Origin of the sequence: Streptomyces dangxiongensis (assembly GCF_003675325.1) — a bacterium.
Lineage (GTDB): Bacteria > Actinomycetota > Actinomycetes > Streptomycetales > Streptomycetaceae > Streptomyces > Streptomyces dangxiongensis.
This window is the reverse complement of record NZ_CP033073.1, coordinates 5,438,172-5,463,442: the sequence shown is the minus strand read 5'-3', so window position 1 is coordinate 5,463,442 and position 25,271 is coordinate 5,438,172. Positions and strand designations below refer to the sequence as shown.

General features: G+C 71.6%; 24 protein-coding genes and 2 pseudogenes. 17 read left to right on the top strand and 9 right to left on the bottom strand.

What is annotated here, in order from left to right:
• Positions 1-2: 2 nt before the first annotated feature.
• Positions 3-440, bottom strand: coding sequence for a MarR family winged helix-turn-helix transcriptional regulator (locus tag D9753_RS24560; RefSeq protein ID WP_121788966.1), 438 nt, complete (start codon positions 438-440; stop codon positions 3-5).
• Between the two features lie 88 nt (positions 441-528).
• Here D9753_RS24560 and D9753_RS24555 point away from each other — a divergent pair.
• Both D9753_RS24555 and D9753_RS24550 read left to right on the top strand, forming a co-directional pair.
• Positions 529-1,529: pseudogene (locus tag D9753_RS24555) on the top strand (NADP-dependent oxidoreductase).
• A gap of 131 nt (positions 1,530-1,660) precedes the next feature.
• Entirely contained in the window at positions 1,661-2,080 is a 420-nt protein-coding gene (locus tag D9753_RS24550) for an organic hydroperoxide resistance protein (RefSeq protein WP_121788965.1), read from the top strand.
• Between the two features lie 185 nt (positions 2,081-2,265).
• Here D9753_RS24550 and D9753_RS36670 read toward each other — a convergent pair whose 3' ends face one another.
• A complete protein-coding gene (locus tag D9753_RS36670) occupies positions 2,266-3,183 on the bottom strand; it encodes an SCO2400 family protein (RefSeq protein WP_163010552.1) in 918 nt (305 codons plus the stop codon).
• 201 nt (positions 3,184-3,384) lie between these two features.
• Between D9753_RS36670 and D9753_RS24545 the strand changes: the two genes are divergently transcribed.
• The 9 genes and pseudogenes from D9753_RS24545 (at position 3,385) to D9753_RS39395 (ending at position 13,611) form a co-directional block, all read left to right on the top strand.
• Complete coding sequence (locus D9753_RS24545; protein ID WP_121788964.1) at positions 3,385-4,542, top strand: mandelate racemase/muconate lactonizing enzyme family protein; 1,158 nt, start codon at positions 3,385-3,387, stop codon at positions 4,540-4,542.
• Positions 4,539-5,543 carry a zinc-dependent alcohol dehydrogenase gene (locus D9753_RS24540; protein ID WP_121788963.1) on the top strand — a complete coding sequence of 335 codons (1,005 nt, stop codon included), beginning with the start codon at positions 4,539-4,541 and terminating at the stop codon, positions 5,541-5,543. The genes D9753_RS24545 and D9753_RS24540 overlap by 4 nt, the downstream gene beginning before the upstream one ends.
• 132 nt (positions 5,544-5,675) lie before the next feature.
• On the top strand, positions 5,676-6,677 hold the full coding sequence (locus D9753_RS24535) for a hypothetical protein (protein ID WP_121788962.1): 1,002 nt from the start codon (positions 5,676-5,678) through the stop codon (positions 6,675-6,677).
• A gap of 4 nt (positions 6,678-6,681) precedes the next feature.
• Positions 6,682-7,791, top strand: a complete 1,110-nt coding sequence (chvE, locus tag D9753_RS24530) for a multiple monosaccharide ABC transporter substrate-binding protein (RefSeq protein ID WP_121788961.1) — start codon at positions 6,682-6,684, stop codon at positions 7,789-7,791.
• Between the two features lie 44 nt (positions 7,792-7,835).
• A complete protein-coding gene (mmsA, locus tag D9753_RS24525) occupies positions 7,836-9,386 on the top strand; it encodes a multiple monosaccharide ABC transporter ATP-binding protein (RefSeq protein ID WP_121788960.1) in 1,551 nt (516 codons plus the stop codon).
• Positions 9,383-10,627 carry a multiple monosaccharide ABC transporter permease gene (gene mmsB, locus D9753_RS24520; protein ID WP_121788959.1) on the top strand — a complete coding sequence of 415 codons (1,245 nt, stop codon included), beginning with the start codon at positions 9,383-9,385 and terminating at the stop codon, positions 10,625-10,627. Before mmsA ends, mmsB begins: the two co-directional genes overlap by 4 nt.
• Positions 10,628-10,652: 25 nt before the next feature.
• Positions 10,653-11,807, top strand: coding sequence for an aldose epimerase family protein (locus tag D9753_RS24515; protein ID WP_121788958.1), 1,155 nt, complete (start codon positions 10,653-10,655; stop codon positions 11,805-11,807).
• 156 nt (positions 11,808-11,963) lie between these two features.
• Positions 11,964-12,638: pseudogene (locus tag D9753_RS39400) on the top strand (aminotransferase class I/II-fold pyridoxal phosphate-dependent enzyme); the annotation flags it as partial.
• A 64-nt stretch (positions 12,639-12,702) separates the two neighbouring features.
• Positions 12,703-13,611 carry a hypothetical protein gene (locus D9753_RS39395; RefSeq protein ID WP_163010777.1) on the top strand — a complete coding sequence of 303 codons (909 nt, stop codon included), beginning with the start codon at positions 12,703-12,705 and terminating at the stop codon, positions 13,609-13,611.
• Positions 13,612-13,624: 13 nt separating this feature from the next.
• Here the strand turns inward: D9753_RS39395 and D9753_RS24500 are convergent, their stop codons facing one another.
• On the bottom strand, positions 13,625-14,110 hold the full coding sequence (locus D9753_RS24500; protein ID WP_121788956.1) for an ATP-binding protein: 486 nt from the start codon (positions 14,108-14,110) through the stop codon (positions 13,625-13,627).
• Positions 14,111-14,240: 130 nt separating this feature from the next.
• Between D9753_RS24500 and D9753_RS24495 the strand changes: the two genes are divergently transcribed.
• Both D9753_RS24495 and D9753_RS24490 read left to right on the top strand, forming a co-directional pair.
• Complete coding sequence (locus D9753_RS24495; protein WP_240468493.1) at positions 14,241-15,071, top strand: helix-turn-helix domain-containing protein; 831 nt, start codon at positions 14,241-14,243, stop codon at positions 15,069-15,071.
• Positions 15,068-15,250: a DUF397 domain-containing protein gene (locus D9753_RS24490; protein WP_121788955.1), complete on the top strand. Its 183-nt coding sequence runs from the start codon at positions 15,068-15,070 to the stop codon at positions 15,248-15,250. Before D9753_RS24495 ends, D9753_RS24490 begins: the two co-directional genes overlap by 4 nt.
• A 55-nt stretch (positions 15,251-15,305) precedes the next feature.
• Here D9753_RS24490 and D9753_RS24485 read toward each other — a convergent pair whose 3' ends face one another.
• From D9753_RS24485 to D9753_RS24475, 3 genes are all read right to left on the bottom strand, one after another.
• Positions 15,306-15,956 (bottom strand): DUF4360 domain-containing protein, encoded by a 651-nt coding sequence (locus D9753_RS24485; RefSeq protein WP_121788954.1) that lies wholly within the window; start codon positions 15,954-15,956, stop codon positions 15,306-15,308.
• Between the two features lie 184 nt (positions 15,957-16,140).
• Positions 16,141-16,344 (bottom strand): hypothetical protein, encoded by a 204-nt coding sequence (locus D9753_RS24480; protein WP_121788953.1) that lies wholly within the window; start codon positions 16,342-16,344, stop codon positions 16,141-16,143.
• Between the two features lie 70 nt (positions 16,345-16,414).
• The gene (locus D9753_RS24475) at positions 16,415-16,873 is read right to left on the bottom strand and encodes an RrF2 family transcriptional regulator (protein WP_121788952.1); all 459 of its coding nucleotides are present in this window, start codon (positions 16,871-16,873) and stop codon (positions 16,415-16,417) included.
• Positions 16,874-16,948: 75 nt separating this feature from the next.
• On the opposite strand from D9753_RS24475, the gene D9753_RS24470 reads away from it, so the two are divergent.
• The 3 genes from D9753_RS24470 (at position 16,949) to D9753_RS24460 (ending at position 21,916) form a co-directional block, all read left to right on the top strand.
• On the top strand, positions 16,949-19,903 hold the full coding sequence (locus D9753_RS24470; RefSeq protein ID WP_121788951.1) for a beta-galactosidase: 2,955 nt from the start codon (positions 16,949-16,951) through the stop codon (positions 19,901-19,903).
• A 127-nt stretch (positions 19,904-20,030) separates the two neighbouring features.
• Entirely contained in the window at positions 20,031-20,690 is a 660-nt protein-coding gene (locus D9753_RS24465) for a toxin-antitoxin system, toxin component family protein (RefSeq protein WP_240468275.1), read from the top strand.
• Positions 20,687-21,916 carry an MAB_1171c family putative transporter gene (locus D9753_RS24460; protein WP_121788950.1) on the top strand — a complete coding sequence of 410 codons (1,230 nt, stop codon included), beginning with the start codon at positions 20,687-20,689 and terminating at the stop codon, positions 21,914-21,916. The genes D9753_RS24465 and D9753_RS24460 overlap by 4 nt, the downstream gene beginning before the upstream one ends.
• 74 nt (positions 21,917-21,990) lie before the next feature.
• Here the strand turns inward: D9753_RS24460 and D9753_RS24455 are convergent, their stop codons facing one another.
• Both D9753_RS24455 and D9753_RS24450 read right to left on the bottom strand, forming a co-directional pair.
• Positions 21,991-22,836: an SMP-30/gluconolactonase/LRE family protein gene (locus D9753_RS24455; protein WP_121788949.1), complete on the bottom strand. Its 846-nt coding sequence runs from the start codon at positions 22,834-22,836 to the stop codon at positions 21,991-21,993.
• The gene (locus D9753_RS24450; RefSeq protein WP_121788948.1) at positions 22,833-23,606 is read right to left on the bottom strand and encodes an IclR family transcriptional regulator; all 774 of its coding nucleotides are present in this window, start codon (positions 23,604-23,606) and stop codon (positions 22,833-22,835) included. The genes D9753_RS24455 and D9753_RS24450 overlap by 4 nt, the downstream gene beginning before the upstream one ends.
• A gap of 161 nt (positions 23,607-23,767) precedes the next feature.
• Between D9753_RS24450 and D9753_RS24445 the strand changes: the two genes are divergently transcribed.
• On the top strand, positions 23,768-24,325 hold the full coding sequence (locus D9753_RS24445) for a hypothetical protein (RefSeq protein ID WP_338057989.1): 558 nt from the start codon (positions 23,768-23,770) through the stop codon (positions 24,323-24,325).
• A gap of 11 nt (positions 24,326-24,336) precedes the next feature.
• Here D9753_RS24445 and D9753_RS24440 read toward each other — a convergent pair whose 3' ends face one another.
• Positions 24,337-25,212, bottom strand: a complete 876-nt coding sequence (locus D9753_RS24440; RefSeq protein WP_121788946.1) for an ATP-grasp domain-containing protein — start codon at positions 25,210-25,212, stop codon at positions 24,337-24,339.
• Positions 25,213-25,271: the final 59 nt, after the last annotated feature.

The following is a 25,271-nucleotide window of genomic DNA, read 5'->3' as shown; positions in this document are numbered from 1 at the left end:
CCTCAGTCGTCGAGCATGCGGCGGAGCAGGTCCCGCAGGGAGCGGCGCTGCTCGTCGGACAGGCCGGCGAGGGGTTCGCGGGCGAAGTGCAGGCCCTCGCGGAGATCCTGGGCCACGCGCCGGCCCTCCTCGGTGGCGGCGGCCACCTTCACCCGGCGGTCGGCCGGGTCGGGGCGGCGCTCCGCCAGCCCGCGGGCCTCCAGGCGGTCCACGATCCCGGTCACGTTCGACGGCTCGCACTTCAGCTTCTGCGCCAGCTTGCGCATGGGCAGCGGCTCCAGCGAGAGCAGGCTGAGGAGGCGGGCCTGCGGGCCGGTCAGCGCGTGTTCGCCCGCCGCCTTCTCGTAGTCCTCGTAGAAGCGGGCCACGACGTCCCCGATCAGCTCGACGACCTCCAGGGTGAGCGCGTCGGGGCGGGGGGACTTCGATGGGGTGGACATATCCGCCAGGATACCCGGTTACTTGACATCATGAAATATCCATGAGCATGGTTGTTTCAGGTACTGAAATAAACAGGAAGGCGTTGTCATGATCAACCGCGAGTGGCACCTGCTCAGCCGTCCCGTCGGCTGGCCCAAGCCCGAGGACTTCGCCCTCGTCGAGGGCCCGGTCCCGACCCCGGGCGAGGGGCAGGTGCTGGTGCGGAACAAGTACCTCTCCGTCGACCCGTACATGCGCGGCCGGATGAGTGCCGCGAAGTCGTACGCCGCCCCGTTCGAGCTGAACAAGGTCATGCAGGGCGGTGCGGTCGGCGAGGTGATCGAGTCCCGCGCCGAGGGCATCTCCGCCGGCGACCACGTCCTGCACTTCTTCGGCTGGCGCGAGTACGCGGCCCTGGACGCGAAGCACGCCGTCAAGGTCGACCCCGACGCCGCGCCGCTCTCGACGTACCTCGGCGTCCTCGGCATGACCGGGCTGACCGCCTACGCCGGCCTGCTGCGCACCGCCTCCTTCAAGGAGGGCGACGTCGTCTTCGTCTCCGGAGCGGCGGGTGCCGTCGGCAGCCAGGTGGGACAGATCGCCAAGCTCAAGGGCGCCTCCCGGGTCATCGGCTCCGCCGGGTCCGACGAGAAGGTCAAGCTCCTGGTGGAGGAGTACGGCTTCGACGCCGCCTTCAACTACAAGAACGGCCCGGTCGCCGAGCAGTTGCGGCAGGCCGCGCCGGACGGCATCGACGTCTACTTCGACAACGTCGGCGGGGACCACCTGGAGGCCGCCATCGGCTCGCTGAACCAGGGCGGCCGGATCGCCGTCTGCGGCATGATCTCGGTCTACAACAACACCGAGCCCGCCCCCGGCCCGAAGAACCTCGCCCGGCTGATCCAGACCCGCGGCCGCATCGAGGGCTTTCTCGTCGGAGACCCACTACGACCTCCAGCCCCAGTTCGTCCAGGAGGTCGGCCCCCTGGGTCGCCTCGGGTGCGCTGAAGTACCGCGAGACCGTGGCCGAGGGCATCGAGAACAACCTGGAGGCGTTCCTCGGGGTCCTGCGGGGCGACAACATCGGCAAGATGGTCGTCAAGCTCTGACGGCACCCTTCCTGGGGCCGCCCTCTCCCTTGGGCGACCTTCCCGTTGATTTCGGCATGCGGTAACTTCATTCCGAAATCCGTCGGCGATCGTGGGCGCGAGTCGCGGCGGACCGAGAGGAAGACAACCGCATGCCCATCACGCAGTCAGACGTCCTGTACACGGCCGTCGCCACCGCCGAGAACGGCCGCGACGGGCGGGTCGCCACCGACGACGGCGCGCTCGACGTCGTCGTGAACCCGCCCGAGGTGATGGGCGGCGACGGCGCCGGCACCAACCCCGAGCAACTGTTCGCCGCGGGGTACAGCGCCTGCTTCCAGGGGGCGCTCGGTGTCGTCGCACGGCAGGAGGGCGTGGACGTGTCCGGGTCCACCGTCACCGCGAAGGTCGGTATCGGCAAGAACGAGGACGGGTTCGGGATCATCATGGAGATCTCGGCGAGCATTCCGAACGCCGACGGGGCGACCGCGCGGGCGCTGGTCGAGAAGGCTCACCAGGTGTGCCCCTACTCGAAGGCTACGCGCGGCAACATCACCGTGACGCTGGCCTGACGGCGTCCCGGCGGGGGCGGGGCGTCGTGTGCGGGGTGCGGTGAGGCCGCGGCGTGTTGTCGGGCGCGGGGCGTCGTGGGCCGGTCGCGCAGTTCCCCGCGCCCCTTCAGGGGCCTTGCCGTCGGCCGGCGTGTCAGGGGCTTGTTGCGCGGGATTCCGCGGCCCTCGGTACTGCGTCGGTGGTGTCAGGTGCACCACCAGAGGAAGCGGTCGCAGGTTCTGGTGGGGGTCGGGGTCGGGGTCGGGGTGGGGGCGGTGGTCGTGTGGGGGTGGCCGTCGTCGGGGTGGTGGTGGGCTCGGTGGCGGCCGGTGGTGCGGGGTCGTCCGCAGCGGCCGTACCGGAAGGCGTCGTGGCCGACTGCTCGGGCTTGTCGGTCTCCTGAGCCGACGGGGAGGCGGAATCCTTCTCCCGAGGGGACTTCGAGGCCGACGCGGAGGCCGCAGCCGCGGACGCGGAGCCCCGCGCGCCCCGGGGTCGCAGCGGAGACGGCGTCCAGCGGGTCTGCCGTGCGGGCCGCTGCCGCCGGGGAGGTACCGCCGTCCGCCGCCGCCTCCCCGGCCGGGGCCGGCTTGTCCCCGGTGAACGGCGAGAAGGGCATGTCCGTGCCCAGTTCGGCGAGGCTGAGTCCACCCGCCGCGAGGACGAACCCGGCGGCGACCAGGGCCGTACGGCGACGCCGGCGGCGGTGCGCGGCGGCCTTGCGGTCCCGTCGGCTGTCCTCGGCCCGGCCACGGGCCCGCCTGCCCGTGGGCGCGATGTCACCCTCGGCGGTCGCCACACCCTCGACGGCTTCCGCGGGCTGATCCGTGCGCTCCGACTCGCCGTACGGATACCCCCCGACGGCTTCGACGGCTCCGCCCCCGGACTGCGAGTCCCCGTACGGGTCTCCCCCGGCGGCTTCGGCGGGCCCGCCCCCGGGCGACGACTCCCCGTACGGGTGTCCCCCGACGGCTTCGGCGGGGCGGGGTGTGTGTTCCGCGGGGGTGTACGTGTATGCCTCGTACACCGGCGTCGGCGTCTGCGCGTACGTGGCCGGTGTTCCGCACCCGGGGCAGGCCAGGGCGCCGTTGAGGTGCCGTTGGCACGGGTGACAGAAGTTCATGACGCCGGAAGACTAGAGTCCGCACGACCCGGCTTCCAGGTGAGGCTGTGAAGGTTTCGTGCGGGACCGAAAGAGTTTCCGGTCACCGTGCCGAAACCGTTACCTGTTCGACCCATTGACACCCCTGCCGCACCGTCCTTACTGTCACGCCAGCATTTCGAACGTGTGACGAAATCTCGAACAGTCTGAGGGGCAACTGTCGTGCGCATCACCGGAATCAGCACGCACGTGGTCGGTACACCGTGGCGGAACCTGACCTACGTCCAGGTGCACACCGACGAGGGGATCACCGGCGTCGGCGAGACCCGGATGCTCGGTCACACCGACGCGCTGATCGGCTATCTGCGGGAGGCCGAGGCCAACCACATTCTCGGGTCGGACCCGTTCGCCGTCGAGGACCTGGCGCGCCGGATGAAGTACGGCGACTACGGCCGCGCCGGCGAGATCGTCATGTCGGGCATCGCGGTCGTGGAGATGGCCTGCTGGGACATCAAGGGCAAGGCCCTGGGCGTGCCGGTGTGGCAGCTACTCGGCGGGAAGGTCACCGACAAGGTCAAGGCGTACGCCAACGGGTGGTACACCACCGAGCGGACCCCGGAGGCGTACCACAGGGCCGCGCAGGGCGTGGTGGAGCGCGGCTACCGGGCGCTGAAGATCGACCCGTTCGGCACCGGACACTTCGAGCTGGACCACCGGGAGACCCTGTACGCCGTCTCGCTCATCGAGGCCGTACGGGACGCCATCGGCCCGGAGACGGAGCTGATGCTGGAGATGCACGGCCGCTTCTCCCCCGCCACCGCCGTCCGGCTGGCCAAGGAGATGGCGCCGTTCAAGCCGGCCTGGCTGGAGGAGCCGGTGCCGCCGGAGAACCTCAAGGCGCTGGAGAAGGTCGCCGCCAAGGTCGACATCCCGGTCGCCACCGGTGAACGCATCCACGACCGGATCGAGTTCCGCGAGCTGTTCGACAGCCAGGCCGTGGACATCATCCAGCCCGACGTCGGACACATCGGCGGCATCTGGGAGACCCGGAAGCTCGCCGCGACCGCCGAGACGCACTACATGCTGGTCGCCCCGCACAACGTGGGCGGGTCCGTGCTCACCGCCGCCTCCCTCCAGGTCGGCTTCACCTCCCCGAACTTCAAGATCCTTGAGCACTTCAACGACTTCGCCGACGCGGAGATCAAGAAGGTGGTCAAGGGGGCGCCGGAGGTCGTGGACGGGTACTTCCACCTGTCCGACGCACCGGGTCTCGGCGTGGAGCTGGACGTCGACGCGGCGGCCGAGTTCCCGCAGCAGCAGGCCCGGTTCGACCTGTGGGCCGAGGGCTGGGAGCAGCGCAAGCCGAAGGGCACTCAGTGAGTTCCCAGATCCTGGTCGAGGCGCCCGGCGTCCACCGGGTGGAGGCGCACGCGCCGCGGGAGCCCGGCCCGGGTGAGGCGCTGGTGGCCGTGCACGCGGTCGGCATCTGCGGCAGCGACCGCGAGGTGTACCAGGGCAACCGGCCCGAGGGGTACGTGCGTTACCCGCTGACCCCCGGACACGAGTGGTCGGGGACGGTCACCGCGGTGGGGCCCGGGGTGCCCGGCACGCTCGCCGGCCGCAAGGTGGTCGGCGAGGGTTTCCGCAACTGCCAGGTGTGCGAACGCTGTCACGCGGGCGAGACCACCCTGTGCACGGCCGGGTACGAGGAGACCGGGTTCACCCGGCCCGGGGCCATGGCGGCCACGCTGACCCTGCCGGCCCGGCTGCTGCACGTCCTGCCGGACGACGCCGACCTGACGGCCGCCGCACTGCTGGAGCCGGCCGCCTGTGTCGCCGCCGCCGCGCTGAAGGCGAACGCCCGGCCGGGTGAGCGGGTCGCGGTGGTGGGCACGGGCACGCTGGGCATGTTCGCCGTGCAGTTCCTGCGGGCCGTCTCACCGGCGGAGCTGCTCGTCGTCGGCACGCGCGACGACCGGGAGGCGCTGGCCCGGCGGTTCGGGGCCACCGGTTTCCGGCTCAAGGACGAGGAACTGCCCGCCGATTTCGACGTGGTGATCGAGACCGCCGGATCCGCGTCCGCCGCGCGCACCGCCGCCGCACTGCTACGGCGCGGCGGGCGCCTGGTCCTCACCGGGATCCCGGCGCCGGGCGCGGACGGGCTGGACCCGACCGATCTCGTCGTACGGCAGTTGGAGGTGCACACGGTCTTCGGGGCGCCGCCGGACGCCTGGGCGCACACCGTGCGGGTGTTCGGCGCCGGGCTGCTGGACCCGCTGCCGCTGGTCACGCACGAGCTGCCGCTGGCCGAGTTCTCGCGGGCCATCGAGCTGGTCGGGGCCGGCGACCCGGCGGTGGGCAAGGTGCTGCTCCACCCCTAGGGCCGCCTGCCGGACCCAGCCGTACGCCGGCCGGGGTGTGACCTGACGGCGCCCCGGCCGGCGTACCACCAGTGCCTCGCCGTACCCAGAGCCGCGAACTTTGTCCGATATACCGAACACGAAGGACAGCTTGTGACCGACGCTTCCGCCCCGGCAGTCCGCAGGCCCGGCGAGCAGGTGCTCGCCGCACTCGGCCTGGGGGCACCCGCCCTCGACCCCGCCGACGCCTCCGCCCGCACCTTCCCGGGCGGTGGCCGCTGGCGCACCGAGATCCCCTCGTGCGAGGGGCCCGAAGCGCTGGCGGTCATCCTGAAGGAGGCCTCGCGCCTCGACGTGCCGATCCACCGGATCAGCCAGGGCAGCGGCGTGTGGATGCTCACCGACGCCGAGATCACCGAGATGGTGGACGCCACCGCCGAACGCGACATCGAACTCTGCCTGTTCACCGGTCCGCGCGGCACCTGGGACATCGGCGGCTCGGTGCGGTCCGACTCGCGGGGGGCCGGACTGCGCGCCCGGGGCCACGACGCCGTGGCCGGCTGTGTCGAGGACGCCGTCCGCGCCACCGAACTGGGCGTCAAGTGCCTGCTCGTGGCCGACGAGGGCGTGCTGTGGACCCTGCACCGGGCGCGCGAGGCCGGGATCATCCCGGCCGACACCACCCTGAAGGTGTCGGCGCTCATCGGTCCCGTCAATCCGGCCTCGTACGCCGTCTACGAGCGGCTCGGCGCCGACTCCGTCAACGTGCCCAGCGACCTGACGCTGGATCACCTCACGGAGATCCGCCGGGTGTCCGGCGCTCCCATGGACATGTACATCGAGGCCCCCGACGACCTCGGCGGCTACATCCGGATGTACGAGGTCGCCGAGCTGATCCGGCGCGGCGCACCGCTCTACCTGAAGTTCGGCCTGTCCAAGGCCCCCGGCATCTACCCGTGGGGCACCCACCTCAGGGACCTGACCCTGCACACCGCCCGGGAGCGGGTGCGGCGCGGCCGGCTCGCCCTGGACCTGCTCGCCCGGCACGGCGCGGACGACGGCATGGCGCCGCTCGGCTCCCGGCTGCCCGGACCGCTCCACCGCTTCCCCGCCGAAGCATCCGCTCCCCTCAACGACGAGATCGACAAGGACTGATCCCATGCGCAACCGCAGAGCCGCACTCGCCGCGACAGCCGCGGCCGCCTCACTCGCCCTGACCCTGACCGCCTGCGGGCAGAGCGGCGAGGGCGGCAGCAAGGAGAAGCCCGGCGACGCCAAGGGCGCCACCATCGGCATCGCGATGCCGACCAAGTCCTCCGAGCGCTGGATATCCGACGGCAAGAACGTCGTGAGGGATCTGGAGGCCAAGGGTTACAAGACCAAGCTGGTCTACGGCGAGGACGACCCCGAGCAGCAGGTCTCGGAGATAGAGAACCTGATCACACAGGGCGTCAAGGGCCTGATCGTCGCGGCCATCGACAACAAGTCCCTGAACAGCGTGCTCCAGCAGGCCGCGGACGCGAACATCCCGGTCATCTCCTACGACCGGCTGATCCTCGGCACCAAGAACGTCGACTACTACGCCTCCTTCGACAACGAGAAGGTCGGCAGGCTCCAGGGCTCGTACATCGTGCACAAGCTCGGCCTGGACAGCGGCAAGAAGGGCCCGTTCAACATCGAGCTGTTCGCCGGCTCCAACGACGACAACAACACCCGGTACTTCTTCAACGGCGCGATGAGCGTCCTGAAGCCGTACATGGACAAGAAGCAGCTCGTCGTCCGGTCCGGCCAGACCGCGCTCAACAAGGTCGTCACCCTGCGCTGGGACGGCGCCACGGCCCAGCGGCGCATGGACGACATCCTCACCTCCTCGTACAAGAGCGAGCGGGTCGACGCGGTCCTCTCGCCCTACGACGGCATCTCCATCGGCATCCTGTCCGCGCTGAAGTCGGACGGCTACGGCTCCGGGAGCAAGCCGCTGCCGGTGATCACCGGCCAGGACGCCGAACTCGCCTCCGTGAAGTCGATCATCGGCGGGCAGCAGACGCAGACCGTCTACAAGGACCTCCGCAAGCTCGCCGAGGTGGCCTCCACGATGGTCGACGACGCCCTGAAGGGCAAGAAGCCGCAGGTCAACGACGTCAAGTCCTACGACAACGGCAGCAAGGTCGTCCCCGCCTACCTGCTCCAGCCGGTCAGTGTCGACAAGACCAACTACGAGGACGTGCTCGTCAAGGGCGGCTACTACACGGCCGCCCAGCTCAAGTAGTCCCGCCGGCCGACCGACCCCACCCCTGACTGAAAGGCACGACCATGGCGGGACCCGTCCTGGAAATGCGCTCGATCGTCAAGACCTTCCCCGGTGTCACAGCGCTCTCGGACGTCACGCTGACGGTACGTCAGGGCGAGGTCCACGCCATCTGCGGTGAGAACGGCGCCGGGAAGTCCACCCTGATGAAGGTGCTCTCCGGCGTCCACCCGTACGGCAGTTACGAGGGCGACGTCCTCTTCGAGGGCGAGCCCTGCCGCTTCAAGGACATCCGGGCGAGCGAGCAGCACGGCATCGTCATCATCCACCAGGAGCTGGCGCTGGTGCCGTACCTCTCCGTCGCGGAGAACATCTTCCTCGGCAACGAGCACGCCACGCGCGGCTTCATCAACTGGAACGACACCCTCAGGCACGCCACCGAACTGCTGCGCCGGGTCGGTCTGAGCGACCATCCGAAGACCCGCGTCGCCGACATCGGCGTGGGCAAGCAGCAGCTCGTGGAGATCGCCAAGGCACTGTCCAAGAAGGTGAAGCTGCTCATCCTGGACGAGCCGACGGCCGCCCTGAACGACGAGGACAGCGACAAACTCCTCGACCTGATCCTGGAGCTGAAGAAGCAGGGCATCACCTCGATCATCATCTCCCACAAGCTGGGCGAGATCCGCAAGGTCGCCGACTCGGTGACGATCATCCGCGACGGGCACTCCATCGAGACGCTCGACGTGAAGTCGGCGCAGACGACCGAGGACCGGATCATCAGCGGCATGGTCGGCCGCGACCTCGACCACCGCTTTCCCCAGCGCACCGCGCACGAGGCGCAGGAGGGCACGGCCCCGGCGCTGGAGATCCGCGACTGGACCGTGCACCACCCGATCGACCAGCAGCGCAAGGTGGTCGACCAGGTGTCGCTCAAGGTGCGGCGCGGGGAGATCGTCGGCATCGCGGGCCTCATGGGCGCCGGCCGCACCGAACTCGCCATGAGCGTCTTCGGGCGCTCCTACGGCCGGTACGCGGGCGGCACGGTCCTCAAGGACGGCACGGAGATCCGTACCCGGACCGTCCCCGAGGCCATCGGGCACGGCATCGCCTACGTCACCGAGGACCGCAAGCACTACGGCCTCAACCTCATCGACACCATCAACCGCAACATCTCGCTGACCTCCCTGCGCAAGGTGGCCCGGCGCGGTGTGGTCGACGAGCACGAGGAGCGGCGGGTCGCCGAACGGTTCCGCACCTCGATGAACATCAAGGCGCCGACCGTCTTCGAGCCGGTGGGCAAACTCTCGGGCGGCAACCAGCAGAAGGTCGTCCTCAGCAAATGGATCTTCGCGGGTCCCGACGTGCTGATCCTGGACGAGCCGACGCGCGGCATCGACGTCGGCGCCAAGTTCGAGATCTACACGGTCATCGACCAACTGGCGGCCGAAGGCAAGGCGGTCGTCTTCATCTCCTCCGAGCTGCCGGAGCTGCTCGGCATGTGCGACCGCATCTACACGATGGCCGCGGGGCGGCTGACCGGCGAGTTCTCACGGGCCGAGGCATCCCAGGAATCGCTGATGCGCCAGATGACGAAGGACAAAGAGGTAACCCGATGAGCACGGACGTGACCGCCAAGACCCCGGCACCGGCGCCGCCCGGGAAGAGCGGCGGCCAGGCCTCCGGCGGCCTGCTGCACCTGATCCTCGACGGCCTGCGCAACAACATGCGGCAGTACGGCATGCTGATCGCGCTCGGCCTGATCGTGATCCTGTTCTCGGTGTGGACCGGCGGCGACCTGCTGCTGCCGCGCAACGTCTCCAACCTGGTGCTCCAGAACAGCCACATCCTGATCCTCGCGATCGGCATGATGCTGGTGATCATCGCGGGCCACATCGACCTGTCGGTCGGCTCGCTGACGGCGTTCACCGGCGCGTTCGCGGCCGTCCTCACGGTGGAGCACGGCGTGTCCTGGCCCATCGCCCTGGTGCTGTGCCTGCTGGTGGGCGCGGTGGCCGGCGCGGTACAGGGCTTCATGATCGCCTACCTCGGCATACCCTCGTTCATCGTCACCCTCGCCGGGATGCTGATCTTCCGCGGCCTGACCGAGATCTTCCTTCAGGGCCAGACCCTCGGCCCGTTCCCGGACGGGCTCCAGAAGATGGGCAACGGCTTCCTGCCGGAGACCGGTCCGGACACGAACTACCACAACCTCACCCTGCTGCTGGGCCTCGCCCTGATCGTCTTCACGGTCCTGCGGGAGATCCGCGACCGGCGGCGCCAGCAGGAGTTCTCCCTCGACGTGCTGCCGGGCAACATCTTCCTGCTCAAGCTCGTCGCCATCACCGCCGCGATCCTCGTCGTCACGATGCTGCTCGCCAGCTACAAGGGCGCCCCCATCGTGCTGATCATCCTCGGCGTGCTGGTGGTCGGCTACGGCTACGTCATGCGCAACGCCGTCTTCGGCCGCCACATCTACGCCATCGGCGGCAACCTGCCGGCGGCCAAGCTGTCCGGCGTGAAGGACAAGAAGGTCACCTTCTACGTCTTCCTGAACATGGGCGTGCTCGCGGCCCTGGCGGGTCTGGTGGTCGCCGCCCGCCTGAACGCGGCCTCGCCGAAGGCGGGCCTCAACTTCGAACTCGAGGCCATCGCCTCGTCGTTCATCGGTGGCGCGTCCATGAGCGGCGGTGTCGGCACCGTCCTCGGCGCCATCATCGGCGGTCTCGTCCTCGGCGTGCTGAACAACGGCATGAACCTCCTCAGCGTCGGAACCGACTGGCAGCAGGTCATCAAGGGCCTGGCCCTGCTGGTGGCGGTCGGGTTCGACGTGTGGAACAAGCGCAAGTCCGGTTCGTAAGCGCCCAGACAAGGGAGCCGCACCCATGGAACTGAACAGACGCACGGTCATCGCAGGCGCCGCCGCAGCGGGCCTCGCCGCCACCACCCTCGGCACGGGCAGCGCCCAGGCCGCCGCCTCGGGCCGCAAACCCGTCCGGGAACCCTTCGGCACGCTCACCGACGGCACGAAGGTCCACCGCTGGTCGCTGGAGAACGGCGGCACCCGGCTGAAGGTGCTGTCGTACGGCGGCATCGTCCAGTCGCTCCAGACACCGGACCGGCACGGCCGCCACGCCGACATCGTCGCCGGCTTCGACGACATCGCCGACTACGAGGCGAAGAGCCCGTACTTCGGCGCCCTGATAGGCCGCTACGGCAACCGCATCGGCAAGGGCCGGTTCACGCTGGACGGCACGAGCCACCAGTTGTCCGTCAACGACGGCGTCAATCACCTGCACGGCGGCGCCAAGGGCTTCGACAAGCACGTGTGGGACGTCGAGCCGTTCACCGAGGGCTCCGACGTCGGACTGCACCTCCACTACACCAGCGTCGACGGCGAGATGGGCTACCCGGGCACCCTCAGGACGAAGGTGACGTACACCCTCACCCGGCACGGCGACTGGCGCATCACCTACGAGGCCACCACCGACCGGGCCACCATCGTCAACCTCACCAGCCACGTGTACTGGAACCTGGCCGGCGAGGGCAGCGGCACGATCGAGGACCACGAGCTGACGATCGCCGCCTCCCGCTACACCCCCACCGACTCCGGCCTGATCCCCACCGGCGAGCTGGCCGGGGTCGCGGGCACCCCCTTCGACTTCCGCCGGGGCAAGCCGATCGGCCGGGACCTGCGGGCGGGCCACGAGCAGCAGGTGCAGGCCAAGGGGTACGACCACAACTGGGTCCTGGACAAGGGCATCACCGCCCGGCCCGAGCACATCGCCACGCTCCGCGACCCGCGCTCCGGCCGCACCCTGAGGATCGCCACCGACCAGCCGGGCCTCCAGTTCTACTCCGGCAACTTCCTCGACGGCACCCTGACCGGCACCGGTGGCCGCACCTACCGCCAGGGCGACGCGCTCTGCCTGGAGACCCAGCACTTCCCGGACTCGCCGAACCACCCGCACTTCCCGTCGACGGTGCTCCGGCCGGGGCAGCCGTACCGCACGACGACGATCCACACGTTCGGGGCGTGAAGCGGCTCACACAGCGGCCGAGTTGAACGCCACTGACGCCACCTCCGTACCAGTGGGCGGCCCGTGCTCCCCCGCACGGGCCACCCCCGGACGGAGGTTCCCTTGCCTGACAACGTCACCTCGTTGTTCCGCGACGCCGCCGCGCACAGCCCTTCGATGGCGGCGCTGACGCGGGAGAGCGACGGGTCGGGCCCGGTGGACTTCTGCATCCCGTGCAACCCGTACTTCCCCACCCCCGCCATGTTCGAGGAGATGGGGGCCCGGCTGCGCGAGATCATCACGTACTACCCGAGCAGCACCGACACCATCACCGCGGAACTGTGCGGTCTGCTCCGGCTGCCCCCGCAGTGCGTGGCGATGGGCAACGGCTCCACGGAACTGATCACCTGGATCGACCACCTCCTCGTCCGCGAGTCCCTGGCGATCCCGGTGCCCACCTTCGGCCGCTGGACCGACCAGCCGATGGAGACGGGCAAGCGGGTCGACATGTTCCCGCTCCAGGAGGCGAACGGCTTCGCCCTGGACCTCGGCCGGTACGCCGAGTTCATCCGCGCCCGGGGCACCCGGGTCGCGGTGGTCTGCAACCCGAACAACCCCGACGGCGGCTATCTGCACCGCCGGCAGGTCGTGGAGTTCATGGACGCCATGGCGGACCTCGACCTGGTGATCGTGGACGAGTCCTTCCTGGAGTTCGCCGACGCGGAGCCCGAGCCGAGCGTCGTCCAGGAGGCCGTGCTCCGCCCCAACGTGGTCGTGCTGCGCAGCCTCGGCAAGAACTTCGGCCTGCACGGCGTACGCTTCGGCTACCTCGTCGCCAACCCCGGCACTCGCGGGCAGGATCCGCTCCAGACTGCCGAAGTGGAACCTCAACTCCCTCGCCGAGCACGTGGTGTTCATGCTGCGGGAGCACGGGCCCGAGTACGCGCAGAGCCTGGACCAGGTCCGCCGCGACCGGCTGGACATGGCCGGCCGGCTCTCCGCGCTCCCCGGCCTCACGGTCTACCCCTCCCAGGGCAACTTCCTCTTCGTCCGCCTTCCCGTCGGCGCCGAGGGCACGGTGGTCCGGGACCGGATGCTCACCGAGCACCGGATCCTGGTCCGCGAATGCGGCAACAAGATCGGATCCTCCAGCCGCTTCCTGCGGCTCGTGGTGCGCCCCCAGGTCGACGTGCGTCGCCTGGTGTCCGGCCTGGAACAGGTGCTCTACGGGTCCAGGAGGGGAGCCGCCGTACCCGGGCCGGGCGCCGGGATGAGCTACAGCTCGGGTACGGCGGCGGTGGACCGGCTGGTCAGCGAGACCAACGGGGCGGGTCTGCCGGGACTGGCCGCCCAGGCCGCCGGCACGGGCGTGGGGGTCGCCCCGGCCGTCCCCGCCCCGGCCACCGGCACGGGCATGCCGCTCCCGGCCGCCGTACCGCCGCCCGCCACGGGAACCCCGCTCCCGGCGGCGGCCTCCCTCCCCCAGCCGGCGTACACCCCGGCCCCCCGGCCCACGCCGGCGCCCCCACCCGTGCCCCCCACCGCCCCCACTCCCGTGCCGGCCCCCACTCCGGTACCGGCACCCACGCCCGCACCGGCTCCCACGCCCGTACCGGCCCCCGCACCCGCGCCCCTGGCCCCCGCGGCGTATGCCGCCTCCGCCCCCACTCCGCCCGGTGTCCCGGCCCGCGGCGGGCTCACCGCGGCCCAGGTCCGCGGGATGACGGCCCCGGCCCCGGCCACGGGCCTGACCCCGGCCCCCGCGACGGGCTGGCCCAACGCCCAGAGCTGGCCGAACGCGGCGGGCATCGGCCAGACCGGATAGGGCTTCGCTCCGATCAGGCGGACGCGCCGTCGGGCCGGTGGTTCAGGCCGGTGGCAGCGATGGACAGCCAGCGCGGCACATCGACCTCGGCCCGTACGGTCTTGCCCGGCGGCTCGCGGTCGACCACCTCCCACCGGTCGGCCAGCGCGTCCACCAGCACGAGCCCACGCCCCGTCTCCGCGAGGGACGCGGGCTCGGGTACGTCCCCCGGATCGGGCGGGCGCCGTTCGACGAGAGTGTCACTGACCTCGATCCGGACACTTCCGGTGACGAGAGCGATCCGCAGCTCGAAGTCGCGCCCCGGCACGCGCCCGTGGGTCACGGCGTTGGCGGCCAGCTCGGCGACGATCACGGCGACGGCCTCGGCCGTGCCGGAGTCGGGCGGGATGCCCCAGTCGTCGAGTTGGGCGAGCGCGAGCCGCCTTGCCAGGCGAGCGCCTCGGGGAGTGGGGCTGAGACGTTGCGTGAGCGTGGGCGGACGGACCGGTGGTGCTGTCATGGGACCAATGTGGGCCTCAGGGCAGGCACTTCACCAGGGTCGGGCCGCGTACGCTGCGGGAGCGTACGCGGTGACGCACTGGACAGTACCGGTGACCGAACGTGACTATGGGTGCCGGGAGGTGACCGAGGTGGTCGATGGTCGCGCGGGCAGCGAGCCGGAGTCGTCGGACAGCATGCGGACGTTCGGGGCGGTCGTTCAAGCGCTGCGGGAGTATCACCGGCTGAGCCGGGAGGAACTCGGCCGGCATGTCGGATACTCCAAACACACCGTCGCCTCGGTGGAACTGGGCCGTCGGATGCCGGACGCGGACTTCATCGAGGCGGCGGAAGGGGTGCTGGGAAACACGGGGGCACTGCGGAGGGCGGCGGGGCATCTGGTGCGGCAACCGGGATTGGCCTCATGGTTCCAGCGATGGGCCGCGCTGGAGAAGGCCGCCATCCACCTCTTCAACTACGAGTGCAGGATGATCCCCGGCCTGTTGCAGACGGAGGCGTACGCACGCCAACTGTTCGCCGACGAGTTGCCTCCGCTGACCGATGCTCAGATCGAGGCGACATGGGCCGCCCGAGCAAAACGTCAGCGCCTGCTGCGGGAACGGCCGAACACCGCGTTCAACTTCATCATCGAGGAGCACGCCCTCCTCCGCCACACAGGTGGCGTGGCGGTCACGCGTGACGCCGTCGACCGCATCCTCGACATCGCGCAACTGCGCAACGTGGAGATCCAGGTCATGCCGCTCCTTCAGAGGTCACACGCAGGACTGCACGGGCCGATCGCCTTGCTGGAGACCCCGAAGAACAAGTGGTTCGCGTACAGCGAGGGACAGGAGAGCGGTCAGTTCATCTCCGATGTGAAGGTGATCAGCACACTCCAGAGCAGGTATGCCAGGATTCGTTCGCAGGCTCTCACCATCGCGGACTCCGTGAGCCTGTTGCAGCGGATTCGAGGAGACCTATGAGCAACCCCGAACTGGCGTGGTTCAAGAGCAGCTACAGCAGCGGCTCCGGTGACAACTGCATCGAGGTCGCCCACACCCCCACCACCATCCACATCCGCGACTCCAAAGCCGAGGAAGGCCCCCAGTTGGCCCTCTCCCCCGCCGCCTGGTCGGCCTTCGTCGGCCACGCCGGGAAGTGACCCGAGGAGCCCGCGCCCCGTCCGGGGCCGCGGGTTCCCTGGTGTGCGGCTCCCGTCAGGCCTTCGGGCAGTTCTTCCAGGCCATGTGGTACACCGTGCTGATGTCCCCGTCGGTCGAGTCCATCGTCATGAAGCTGACCTTGTCGGGGGCCGCGGTGCCGGCGTTCACCCGCAGCTCGGTGTTGATGTTGAAGTTGCGCAGCACCCCGCAGGGCGCCCAGACCAGTTGGGCCCAGTCGGTGGAGTCGCCGGCCTGCCAGTCGTCGTTGTAGGGGCCGTTGAACGGGTGGGTCCGGGGCACGGTGCTGGAGGAGCCCTGGAAGTAGTACGACGCCTTCTGCGTGGCCGTGGCGCCCCGCTGGAGCGAGGCGAAGCCGCGGTAGTCCGCGCTGGCTATCGCGTAGGTGAAGCCCTGGGGGACGTGGACCACCAGGTTGAGCTGGCAGTTCTTGCGGAAAGCCGTGGGGTCGGAGTTGCCGCCGGCCTGGGCCAGGTAGGCGCTGTAGGTGACGGTGAAGGCCGTGTTGTCCGGTGCGACCGCCACGGCGGCCGTGCCGGCCGGGCAGCCCGAGCCGTTGACCGTCGCCACGTCGATGACGATCTTGTCCGGGGGCGGGTCGTCGAACACGGAGGAGGGGCTCTGGGCGGGCAGTGCGGTGGTGAGGAGAGCGGCCACGGCACCGCTCAGGAGGAGGCCACCAGCCATGGTTTCTCCCGGGTCGTCGGGTGGGGGGTGAGCCTCCCCCCGGTGTCCGCCCCCAGGTGAAGGATCTGTGCGTCACCTGTGAAGCGGGGAGGGAGGCGTGGGCATCGTAGGAAGCCCCGACCCGGCCCGGCAGGGTGAACTCCGGCCATTCACACCGGGGTTTTCACGTCGTCCGGGCCGTGGCTCACCCGCCCAGGACGCCCAGGGGCACCAGGGTCTGCGGGGAGGCGGTCGGGTGCCCCAGCTCCAGGGCGCCGAGGAGGCCCCGGAGGAGGGGCGCGCCGGGGACACCGGCGGACGGGACGGGCTGCACGGCCGCCTCGGCGGCGGGAGCGGACGCCAGGAGGGCGACGGCGAGGACGGAGGCGCAGGCGAGTTTCCTGATCATGCCGAGCCCAACGACGGACGCCCGCAGGGGGAAACCCGCCCGTCCCCCGGTCGGGCGAGCGGCGGGACTCCTAGGGGTTCTCCCAGGCCGCCGGTTCCGCCGCGAGCGCCCGGACCGGTTCGGGCAGGGCGTCCGCGGCGAGGTCGGCGAGGGTGACGCCCTCCAGGACGCGGCGGACGTTGGCGCGCAGGGCGATCCACAGGGGCAGCAGGGGCTGGGCCGTACCGGTGTAGGCGAGGCCGGTCGGGCGTTCGCCGCGTACCGAGACGATCGGGCCGTCGACCGAGCGGATGACGTCCGCCACGGTGATCGCCGCCGCGTCCCCGGCGAGCCGGTAGCCGCCGCCCCCGCCGCGCCGGCTGTCCACGATCCCGGCCCGCCGCAGGTCGCCCAGGATGCCCTCCAGGAACTTGTGCGGGATGTCCTGTACGGCGGCGATCTGCTCGGCCTTCACCGGGCCGTCACCCTGCCGTACGGCCAGCTCCAGCACCGCCCGTACCGCGTAATCCGCCCGCGCCGAGATCCTCATGCGTCCATTGTGGGGCGTCCTCCCGTGCAGAATGGCCGCACCCGCGCCCCGTAAGATCGCCCGGGAGGATCCACCTTGGCGCTCAGCAGACGTACCTTCAGTGCCCTGACCGGCTCGGCCGCGCTCGGTCTCGCCATGGGCGGCAGCGGCGGCCCGGGGGCGCCCTCGGCGTACGCGGGCGGCGGTGTGCCGGCCGGCCCGGCGCCGGCCCCGCCGGGCGCGGACGGTGTCCGGCACACCGTCGGCCACGACCGCCGCTCGCTGCTCGTGGACGGGCGGCGGCTGGTGGTGTGGTCCGGGGAGATGCATCCCTTCCGGCTGCCCAGCCCCTCCCTGTGGCGGGACGTGCTCCAGAAGATGCGGGCTCACGGCTTCAACGCGGTGAGCATCTACGTGGCCTGGAACTACCACTCCCCCGCGCCGGGCCGGTACGACTTCACCGGCGTCCGGGACCTCGGCCTGTTCCTGCGCACGGCCGCCGAGACCGGGCTGTACGTCATCCTGCGGCCGGGCCCGTACATCAACGCCGAGGTCGACGGCGGCGGCTTCCCCGGCTGGCTGACGGCGGCGAAGGGCACGGCCCGCACCGACGACCCGGCCTATCTCGCCCACGTCGACGAGTGGCTGGGCCAGGTGAACCGGATCGCCCGCGAGCACCTGTTCACGCGGGGCACGGGGACGGTCCTGCTCTACCAGATCGAGAACGAGTACGACGCCCATGTGAGCGAGGCCGCCGGCCGGAACTACATGTCCCACCTGTACCGGAAGGTGCGGGCCGACGGGATCGACGTACCCCTGTTCCACAACGACAAGGGGCGCAACGGGTACTGGGTGCCCGGGTCGTTCGACACCGGCGGGGAACGGGACGGCTGGCTGTACGGGTTCGACGGGTATCCCTCGCCCTCCCAGACCCCGCCGGACTGGGGGCACTACGGGCCCGGCGGGCCGAAGGGCGGGTCCACGGCGTCGCCGTCCACGCCCGGGTTCGTGCCCGAGTTCGGGGGCGGCTGGTTCGACCCGTGGGGCGGGGCCTGGTTCGACGGAAAGGGGTACGCCGAGTCGCGGCGCACCCGCGACGCGGCCTACGAGCGCCGCTTCTACCTGACCAACCTCGCCAACGGGCTCACCCTCCACAACGTGTACATGACCTTCGGCGGCACGTCGTGGGGCTGGCTGCCCGCACCCGTCGTCTACACCTCGTACGACTACGGCGCCGCCATCGACGAGGGCCGCAACGTCACCGCCAAGACGGCCCCGCTGCACCAGCTCGGGCACCTGCTGCAACGCGTGCCCGCCTTCGCCGGGCTGGACCGGGCGGCCGATGTGCGGGCCGAGGGCCTGAAGGTCTACCACCTCACCGACCGGCACACCGGCACCCATGTGTACGTCGCCCGCAACGACGGCACGGACGACGTCACCACCGACCTGCCGACCGACGCCGGCCGCCTGCGGATCACCGTGCCCGGCAAGGACGCCAAGCTGTTCACCACGGGGCTGCCGCTGGGCGCTCGGACCCTGAAGTACGCCACCGCCGCGCCGATGCTGTGCCTGACGGCGGGCCGCCAGGACATCGCCGTGTTCGCCGGCCGGCGCGGCGAGATGGCCGAGCTGGTGCTGAGGTGCCCGGCCGAGCCGTACGTGCAGCGGCTCGACCCGGAGGCCGCCTGGGTCTACGACCGGGACGAACTCCACGTGAACGCCCCGCTCGGGAAGGCCGGCCTGACCCGGGTCCTGGTGCGGAAGGGCGAGACCGACACCCCGCTGCTGCTGCTCTTCGCCGACGACGCCACCAGCCTCCGCCTCTTCCCGTACGACACCCCGTCCGGCACCCTGCTCGTGTACGGGCCGGCCCTGCTGCGCCACGCCGAGGTGCGCGGCTCCGAGGTCCGTCTGACCGGTGACCTCACCGAGGCGGCCGGCCTGGAGGTGTGGGGTCCGCGCGGGATCGACACCCTGGTGTGGAACGGGCGCAGGCAGGCCACCCGGGTCACCCTCTCCGGCAGCGTGAAGACCACCGGTGTGCTGCCGGCCGTCCCCGAGGTGCGGCTGCCCGAGCTGGGCGGCTGGCGGATGCGCACGGAGAACCCGGAGGCGGGCCCCGGCTTCGACGACTCGAAGTGGCGGGCCGCGGACAGGACGTCGTCGTACAGCACCACGGCCGTCCCGGCCGGGCAGCCGGTGCTGTTCGCCGACGACTACGGCTTCCACTACGGAGACGTCTGGTACCGGGGCACGCTCACCGGCACCACCGGCGTCGAGGAGGTCTCGCTCGCCTACAGCACCGGCACCCAGGGCCTGCTGATGGCCTGGCTGGACGGCGAACCGCTCGGCACCCACCGCATGCCCGTACCCGACAAGGAGGTGACGATCCGCAAGGGCACCTGGACGGACACGGCGGTCTTCCCGGTGCGCGCGCGGCTGCGCTCCCCCGGCCGGCACGTGCTGTCCGTCCTCGTCCGGCGCATGCAGCACGACCAGGACGGCAGGTCCCTCGACACGCACAAGGCGGCACGCGGACTGACGGCCGTCACCTTCGAAGGCGCGTCCCCGAGGGTGCGGTGGCGCATCCAGGGCGAGGGCGCGCCCGACCCGGTGCGCGGGCCGATGAACAACGGCGGTCTGTACGGGGAGCGGGAGGGCTGGCACCTGCCCGGCTTCCAGGACCGGGACTGGGAGAAGGTGACCTTCCCGCGCGCCGTGCGACGGCAGGGCGTCACCTGGTACCGGACCGCCTTCCGGCTGTCGGTGCCGGCCGACGTCGACGCCTCCGTGGGGCTGACCCTGGAGGACGACCCGTACCGCGCCTACCGTGCGCAGATCTTCCTCAACGGCTGGAACCTGGGGCAGTACATCAACAACGTGGGCCCGCAGCACACCTTCGTCCTGCCCAACGGCATCCTGCGCACCCGGGGCACCAACACCCTCGCGCTGGCGGTCCTCTCGGAGTTCACCACGCTGTCGGGGCCGGGGTCGGTGCGGCTGACGCTGCTGGGCGCGGCGTCGGGCGGAGTGCCGGTCACGCCCGTCTGACCACATCCGGCCACACGCCGGAACAGATCGTTCCGGGTGGGGCGACGGTCGCCGGATCGCATGACGCGGACACGCCCGGACGCGTACGCTCGGACCGGCCTGACACCGCGGACGGGAAGGGAGACCGATGAGCTTCGGCGGCGCGCGAGAAGGAACCGCACGCCTGGCCGCCCGCCTGCGGCGCCCCCGTCCGCGCTCCGCGATGCGCTCCCTCGCCCGGGACCTGGCCACCGCCGTCCGCGCCCGGCCGCGACAACCCCATGACGTACGGGAGTTGTGCCTGGCGCTGTGCGAGGAGACGAGCGCGCTGCGCGGCGGACGGCCGGTGGAGCTGCGGTTCGAACGGTTCCCCGACGAGATCGAGGTCACCGGACTGTGGGTGGAGTTCACCGACTTCGACCTGGTCATCGTCGAGGAACGCGCCGAAGCCGTGCAGCAACTGGTCATCCTCGGCCACGAACTGTGGCACCTGCACGCCGGACACCGCCACCACCACCTGGCCGGGACCGCCGCCGCCCGCGCGCTCGCCGGCACACCCGGCTGGCGGGAGGCGGCCCTCACGGTGGCCGCCCGCGACGGCTCCCGGGAGGCCGACGAGGCCGAGGCCGACGACTTCGGACACCGGCTGGCCACCCTGTTCCGGCACCGTCTCTCCCGCACCCGCGACCTCCCCCTCGACCCCGTCCAGCGTTCCCTCGGCTACCGCGGAGGGGAGCGGGCGGGTGAGCGCACGGGGCGCGCCCCGCGGGCGGACCGAGCGGCGGGGACGGGTGGAGCCACGCGGTGACCCCGCTGGCGCTGGATCCCGCGGGACTCCTCGGCGAGTTCTACATCTCCTTCTGGATCCCCACCGCCGTGCTCACCACCGCCCTGGTGATCAAGCTGCCCTCGATCATCCGGTTGTGGCGGGACCCGCTGCTGCGCGCGGTCGGCGGACTGCTGCTGCTCGCCTGCGCGGTGTTCGTGTTCTGCACGCCCTCCACCATCGCCGGGGTGAACCGGCTGACCGGCGTGCCCAACATCTCGGCGCCCTGGTGCTATTCGCTGATCACCGCGTTCTGCGGCTCCTGCCTGCTGCTCATCATCACCTGGCGCAACGGCCTGTCCGACCGCTCGGCCGCCACCCGCCGTGCGACGCGCTGGGTGATCACGGTGTACTCCGGGGTGATCGCCGCCCTGTGGACGCTCTTCCTGCTCGCCGACGCCCCCGAGGAACGGGTGCGCGACCTCGACACCTACTACGCCACCACGCCGTTCATGCGCGAGGAGATCCTGCTCTACCTCCTCGCGCACGCCGCGGCCTGCCTGATCACGTCCCGCCTCGTCTGGAACTGGGTACGCGGCGAGGGCCTGGACGCCTGGCTGCGGTGGGGCCTGGAACTCCTGGGCGCCGGCTACGTCCTCAACCTCGTCTTCGACGCGGCCAAGCTGACCGCCGTCACCGCCCGCTGGTGCGGCCGTGACCTGGACTGGCTCAGCACCGGCCTGGCCCCGCCGGTCGCCGCGCTGTCCGCCATCCTCATCGCGGTCGGCTTCATCCTGCCGCACGCCGGGCAGTACCTGCGCGACCGCTGGCGGGTCCGGCTCGCCCACCGTGAACTGCGGCCCCTGTACCGGCTGATGCGCGCCGCGAGCGGCGACGGCGTGCCGTTCGTGCTGCGCGCCACCCCCGAACTCCGGCTCACCCGGCGGGAGACGTTCATCCGGGACGTGCTGCTGCCCCTGGCCCGGCACATCGACACCGGCCTGGGCAGACGGTCCTACGACGCCGCCCTCGGACTCGGACATCCGCCGGAGCGGGCCCGGGCACTGGCCGCCGCGGTGAGCATCCTGGACGCCGTCGGCGCCGGGGCCCGTACGCCGGCACCGCCCGAACCGGCCACCGGGCCCGACACCACCGGCCTGCTCCAGGAGATCGGGGCCCTCTCCCGCGCCCTCCGCCGCCCCGACGACATCGAGGCGGTCCGCGCCCGTGCGACCGCCCCGGCGAAGAGCGTCGCCGCACACGAGTGAGCGACGGCGCCCTGCTCGGCAGTGCCCACCGCCGAGCGCCGCCGGCGGGCACTGCCGGGCGCCGCCGGGCGGGCTCAGCCCGTGAACGCCGGCTGCGGCAGGCCCTGGCCCGCTCCCGGGACCACCAGGAGCGAACCGGACAGGGGGTGCGGTGCCGGCAGGCCCGTGCGTGCCGTCGTGATGTACAGGTCGGTCAGCGCCGGGCCGCCGAACGCGCAGGCCGTCGTGCGCGGCGCGGGCACCCGGATCACCCGGTCGAGGAGCCCGTCGGGCGTGTACCGGCGCACCGCGCCGCCGTCCCACAGCGCCACCCACACGCAGCCCTCCGCGTCGACCGTGAGGCCGTCCGGGTAGCCCGCGCCCTCCTCGATCTCCACGAGCAGGCGGCGGTCGCGCACGCCGTCCGCGTCGTGGTCGAAGACGTCCACGCGGCGGGTCGGGGTGTCGACGTAGTACATGAGGCTGCCGTCGGGGCTCCAGCCGGTGCCGTTGCTGACGGTGACGTCGGCGAGGACCGTCCGCACCGTCCCGTCCCCGGTCAGCCGGGACAGCGTGCCGCCGCCCGCCGCCTCGTCGTAGCGCATCGTGCCCGCCCACAGCGAGCCGTCCGGGGCCACCGCGGCGTCGTTCGCGCGGCGGCCCGCGACCGGCTCGTGGTGCAGCCAGCGGAACGTGTCGTCGGGGTCCAGCAGACCCACGCCGTCCCGCAGGTTCAGCACCAGGCCGCCGCCCGCCCGGGGCTTGACCGCGCCGACGTGCTGTTCCGTCGTACGGACCGTGCGCCGGCCGGTCACCGGGTCGTACGTGTGCACCCGCATGCCCAGGATGTCGAGCCAGACCAGCCGGCCCGTCGCCGGGTCCCAGGTCGGTCCCTCGCCGAGCGTCGCCTCGGCCCGCACCGCCACCTCGTACGCCGTCATGCCCCGCTCCGGTGGCCCAGGCGCTCCGACAGCTCCGCCGCGCCCTTCACGGCGAGCTGCTCCAGCTCGGTCCGGCGCTCCTCGCTCCAGCGGATCATGGGCACGGAGATGGACAGGGCGGCCACGACCTGGCCGGTGCGGTCGCGGACCGGCGCGGCCACGCAGGACACGTCCGGGTTGGACTCGCGGTTCTCGACCGCGAGTCCGCGCTGCCGGATCTCCGCCAGGGCCTCGCGCAGGGCGGCCGGCCCGGTGATGCTGTTCGGGGTCATCGCGGCCAGCTCGGTGCCGTCGGGGATCCGCGCGGCCAGCTCCGGCTCCGGCAGGGAGGCCAGCAGCATCTTGCCGACGGAGGTGCAGTGGGCGGGGAGGCGGCGGCCCGCGGCGGAGACCATCCGGACCGCGTGCGTGGAGTCGACCTTGGCGATGTAGATGACGTCGGTGCCCTCGAGGATGGCGACGTGGACCGTCTCGTCGCAGGTCTCGGCGACGGAGCGGGCCACCTGCTGGCCCTCGGCGGCGAGGTCGAGCTGTTCGGCGTAGCGGCTGCCGAGCTGGTACGGGCGCACGCCGAGCCGGTACCGTCCGGGCTGTCCGGGCAACGGCACGATGTACGACCGTGCGGCGAGCGTGGTGACCAGCTCGTGCACGGTGGTGCGCGGCAGCCGGAGGCGGCGCACGATGTCGGGGGCGGAGAGTGTCCCGTCCCCCTCGAGGAACAGCTCCAGAATGTCGAGAGCCCGGGTCACGGCAGGCACGAGGCGTCCCACGTCCGGCCCCCTCCCTTTGGGTCTAGGCGCCTGCGGGCGATATCCCCACGTGATGTTCGAGATATCAACAGACGATCGGCATGACGAACACAGGCTAGTCAGGGAAGGGGGTGCGGGCAATGGCCGGGGGCGGGCGGAACGGTCCGGGCACCATGGATGCCATGCGACTCGACTTCCAGTTGGTGCTGCTGCGCCGGATGGCCGACCACAACCCCGACCTCGTCGAGGACGCCCGCCGCGAACTGGGCGCCTCGCTCGCGCAGATGCGGGAGACCAACAGACGCTGGCAGGCCATGGTCCGCTCACCCCGGGCCCGGGGTGCCGCCGCGCGCTACCGCTCCGTCCTCGGCGCACCCGAGCGCGTGCTCCCGCGCCGCCTCGGCGACGTCGACTGCGCGGCCTGGCAGTGGGCCCTGCCGCTCTGGCCCGGCCTGCGCTTCGAGGTGCTCGTGGGTCCCGACGGCGGGGTCTGGAACGAGTGGCTGGTGCGGGCGCCGGACGCCTCCGCCCCGGACCTGCGCGCCCTGGAGGACCTGACGCCCTGGTCCTGCACGGTGGACGAGGCGGCCCGCGCCTTCGCCCCCGCCCGCCCTCTGGAGGGCACGGCCCCGACCCGGTGGGGACTGGCGTTCACCGCCCCCGACCGGACCGGCACCCGGCGCGAGGTGGTCGCCGAGTTCACCTGGGGTCTGCTCCAGCGCACGGCACTCGTCACCTGAGCCGCGGGGGCCTACCCTTCGGCCGCCGTCAGGATCGCCCGGGTCACGTGCTCCAGCGAGCCGGGGTGCAGCCACAGGAACAGGTTGGGTTCCACCAGCTCCAGTTCCATCAGGCGGGGTGCGCCGTCCTCCCCGTCCACCAGGTCCACCCGCGCGTACAGCAGCCCGGATGAGCCGCCGGGCACGGCCGCCAGCGCCCGTTGGGCGACGGCGAGTTCGGCGGCCGTGGGCCGCCAGGGCTCCAGGCCGGGATGGGCGACCTTGACGGCGTCGTACGGGGTGCCGGGGGACAGCACGGCCCCCTTGCGGCTGGCGTGCAGCAGCCGGCCGCCGAAGAACTGCAGCGCCCGCTCGCCGTTGACGTCGATGCCCGGCATGTAGGGCTGCACCATCGCCGTGAGGCCCTCCGCGTGCATCCGCGCGAGCTGCCGTAGCGCCGTGTCGTGTTCGGCGGGCGTGTACCGGGCGGCGAACCGGGCGCCCGCGCCCGACGTCGGCTTGATCACGAAGTCGTGCCCGGCGGGCAGGCCGGCCGGCTCGCCCGATGCCGCGTACCGGGTGGGCACCGTGGGCACGCCGGCCGCCGCCAGCTCCCCGAGGTAGCGCTTGTCGCTGTTCCAGCGCACCACGGAGGCCGGGTTGGCCAGCCGGGTCAGCGCGCCGGCCCGCTCCACCCAGGCGGCGAACTCCGCGGCCCGCCAGCTGTAGTCCCAGGTGGACCGGATGACGACGAGGTCGTAGCCGCCCCAGTCCACCGCCGGGTCGTCCCAGTACGGGGCCTCCGCCCGCGCCCCGGCGTCCCCGAGCGCCCGCACCAGCAAGGGCAGGTCGGTGTCCCTGCTCGGCTCGGCTCCGGGGTCATAGGTGGCCAGGGCGATGCGGGGCACGGGCGGGCTCTCTTTCGTACGGCGGTTCGATCGGCGGACGCGCTGCGAGGCTAACAAGC

What these genes read in the sequence shown, in the direction of transcription:
- D9753_RS24455 (WP_121788949.1), bottom strand. Translation starts at nt 22,836, where the DNA reads ATGACGGCGTACGAGGTGGCGGTGCGGGCCGAGGCGACGCTCGGCGAG.
- D9753_RS24475 (WP_121788952.1), bottom strand. Translation starts at nt 16,873, where the DNA reads ATGAGGATCTCGGCGCGGGCGGATTACGCGGTACGGGCGGTGCTGGAG.
- D9753_RS24560 (WP_121788966.1), bottom strand. Translation starts at nt 440, where the DNA reads ATGTCCACCCCATCGAAGTCCCCCCGCCCCGACGCGCTCACCCTGGAG.
- D9753_RS24465 (WP_240468275.1), top strand. Translation starts at nt 20,031, where the DNA reads ATGAGCTTCGGCGGCGCGCGAGAAGGAACCGCACGCCTGGCCGCCCGC.
- D9753_RS24515 (WP_121788958.1), top strand. Translation starts at nt 10,653, where the DNA reads ATGGAACTGAACAGACGCACGGTCATCGCAGGCGCCGCCGCAGCGGGC.
- D9753_RS24480 (WP_121788953.1), bottom strand. Translation starts at nt 16,344, where the DNA reads ATGATCAGGAAACTCGCCTGCGCCTCCGTCCTCGCCGTCGCCCTCCTG.
- D9753_RS24490 (WP_121788955.1), top strand. Translation starts at nt 15,068, where the DNA reads ATGAGCAACCCCGAACTGGCGTGGTTCAAGAGCAGCTACAGCAGCGGC.
- D9753_RS36670 (WP_163010552.1), bottom strand. Translation starts at nt 3,183, where the DNA reads ATGAACTTCTGTCACCCGTGCCAACGGCACCTCAACGGCGCCCTGGCC.
- chvE (WP_121788961.1), top strand. Translation starts at nt 6,682, where the DNA reads ATGCGCAACCGCAGAGCCGCACTCGCCGCGACAGCCGCGGCCGCCTCA.
- mmsA (WP_121788960.1), top strand. Translation starts at nt 7,836, where the DNA reads ATGGCGGGACCCGTCCTGGAAATGCGCTCGATCGTCAAGACCTTCCCC.
- mmsB (WP_121788959.1), top strand. Translation starts at nt 9,383, where the DNA reads ATGAGCACGGACGTGACCGCCAAGACCCCGGCACCGGCGCCGCCCGGG.
- D9753_RS24445 (WP_338057989.1), top strand. Translation starts at nt 23,768, where the DNA reads ATGCGACTCGACTTCCAGTTGGTGCTGCTGCGCCGGATGGCCGACCAC.
- D9753_RS39395 (WP_163010777.1), top strand. Translation starts at nt 12,703, where the DNA reads ATGCTGCGGGAGCACGGGCCCGAGTACGCGCAGAGCCTGGACCAGGTC.
- D9753_RS24500 (WP_121788956.1), bottom strand. Translation starts at nt 14,110, where the DNA reads ATGACAGCACCACCGGTCCGTCCGCCCACGCTCACGCAACGTCTCAGC.
- D9753_RS24485 (WP_121788954.1), bottom strand. Translation starts at nt 15,956, where the DNA reads ATGGCTGGTGGCCTCCTCCTGAGCGGTGCCGTGGCCGCTCTCCTCACC.
- D9753_RS24550 (WP_121788965.1), top strand. Translation starts at nt 1,661, where the DNA reads ATGCCCATCACGCAGTCAGACGTCCTGTACACGGCCGTCGCCACCGCC.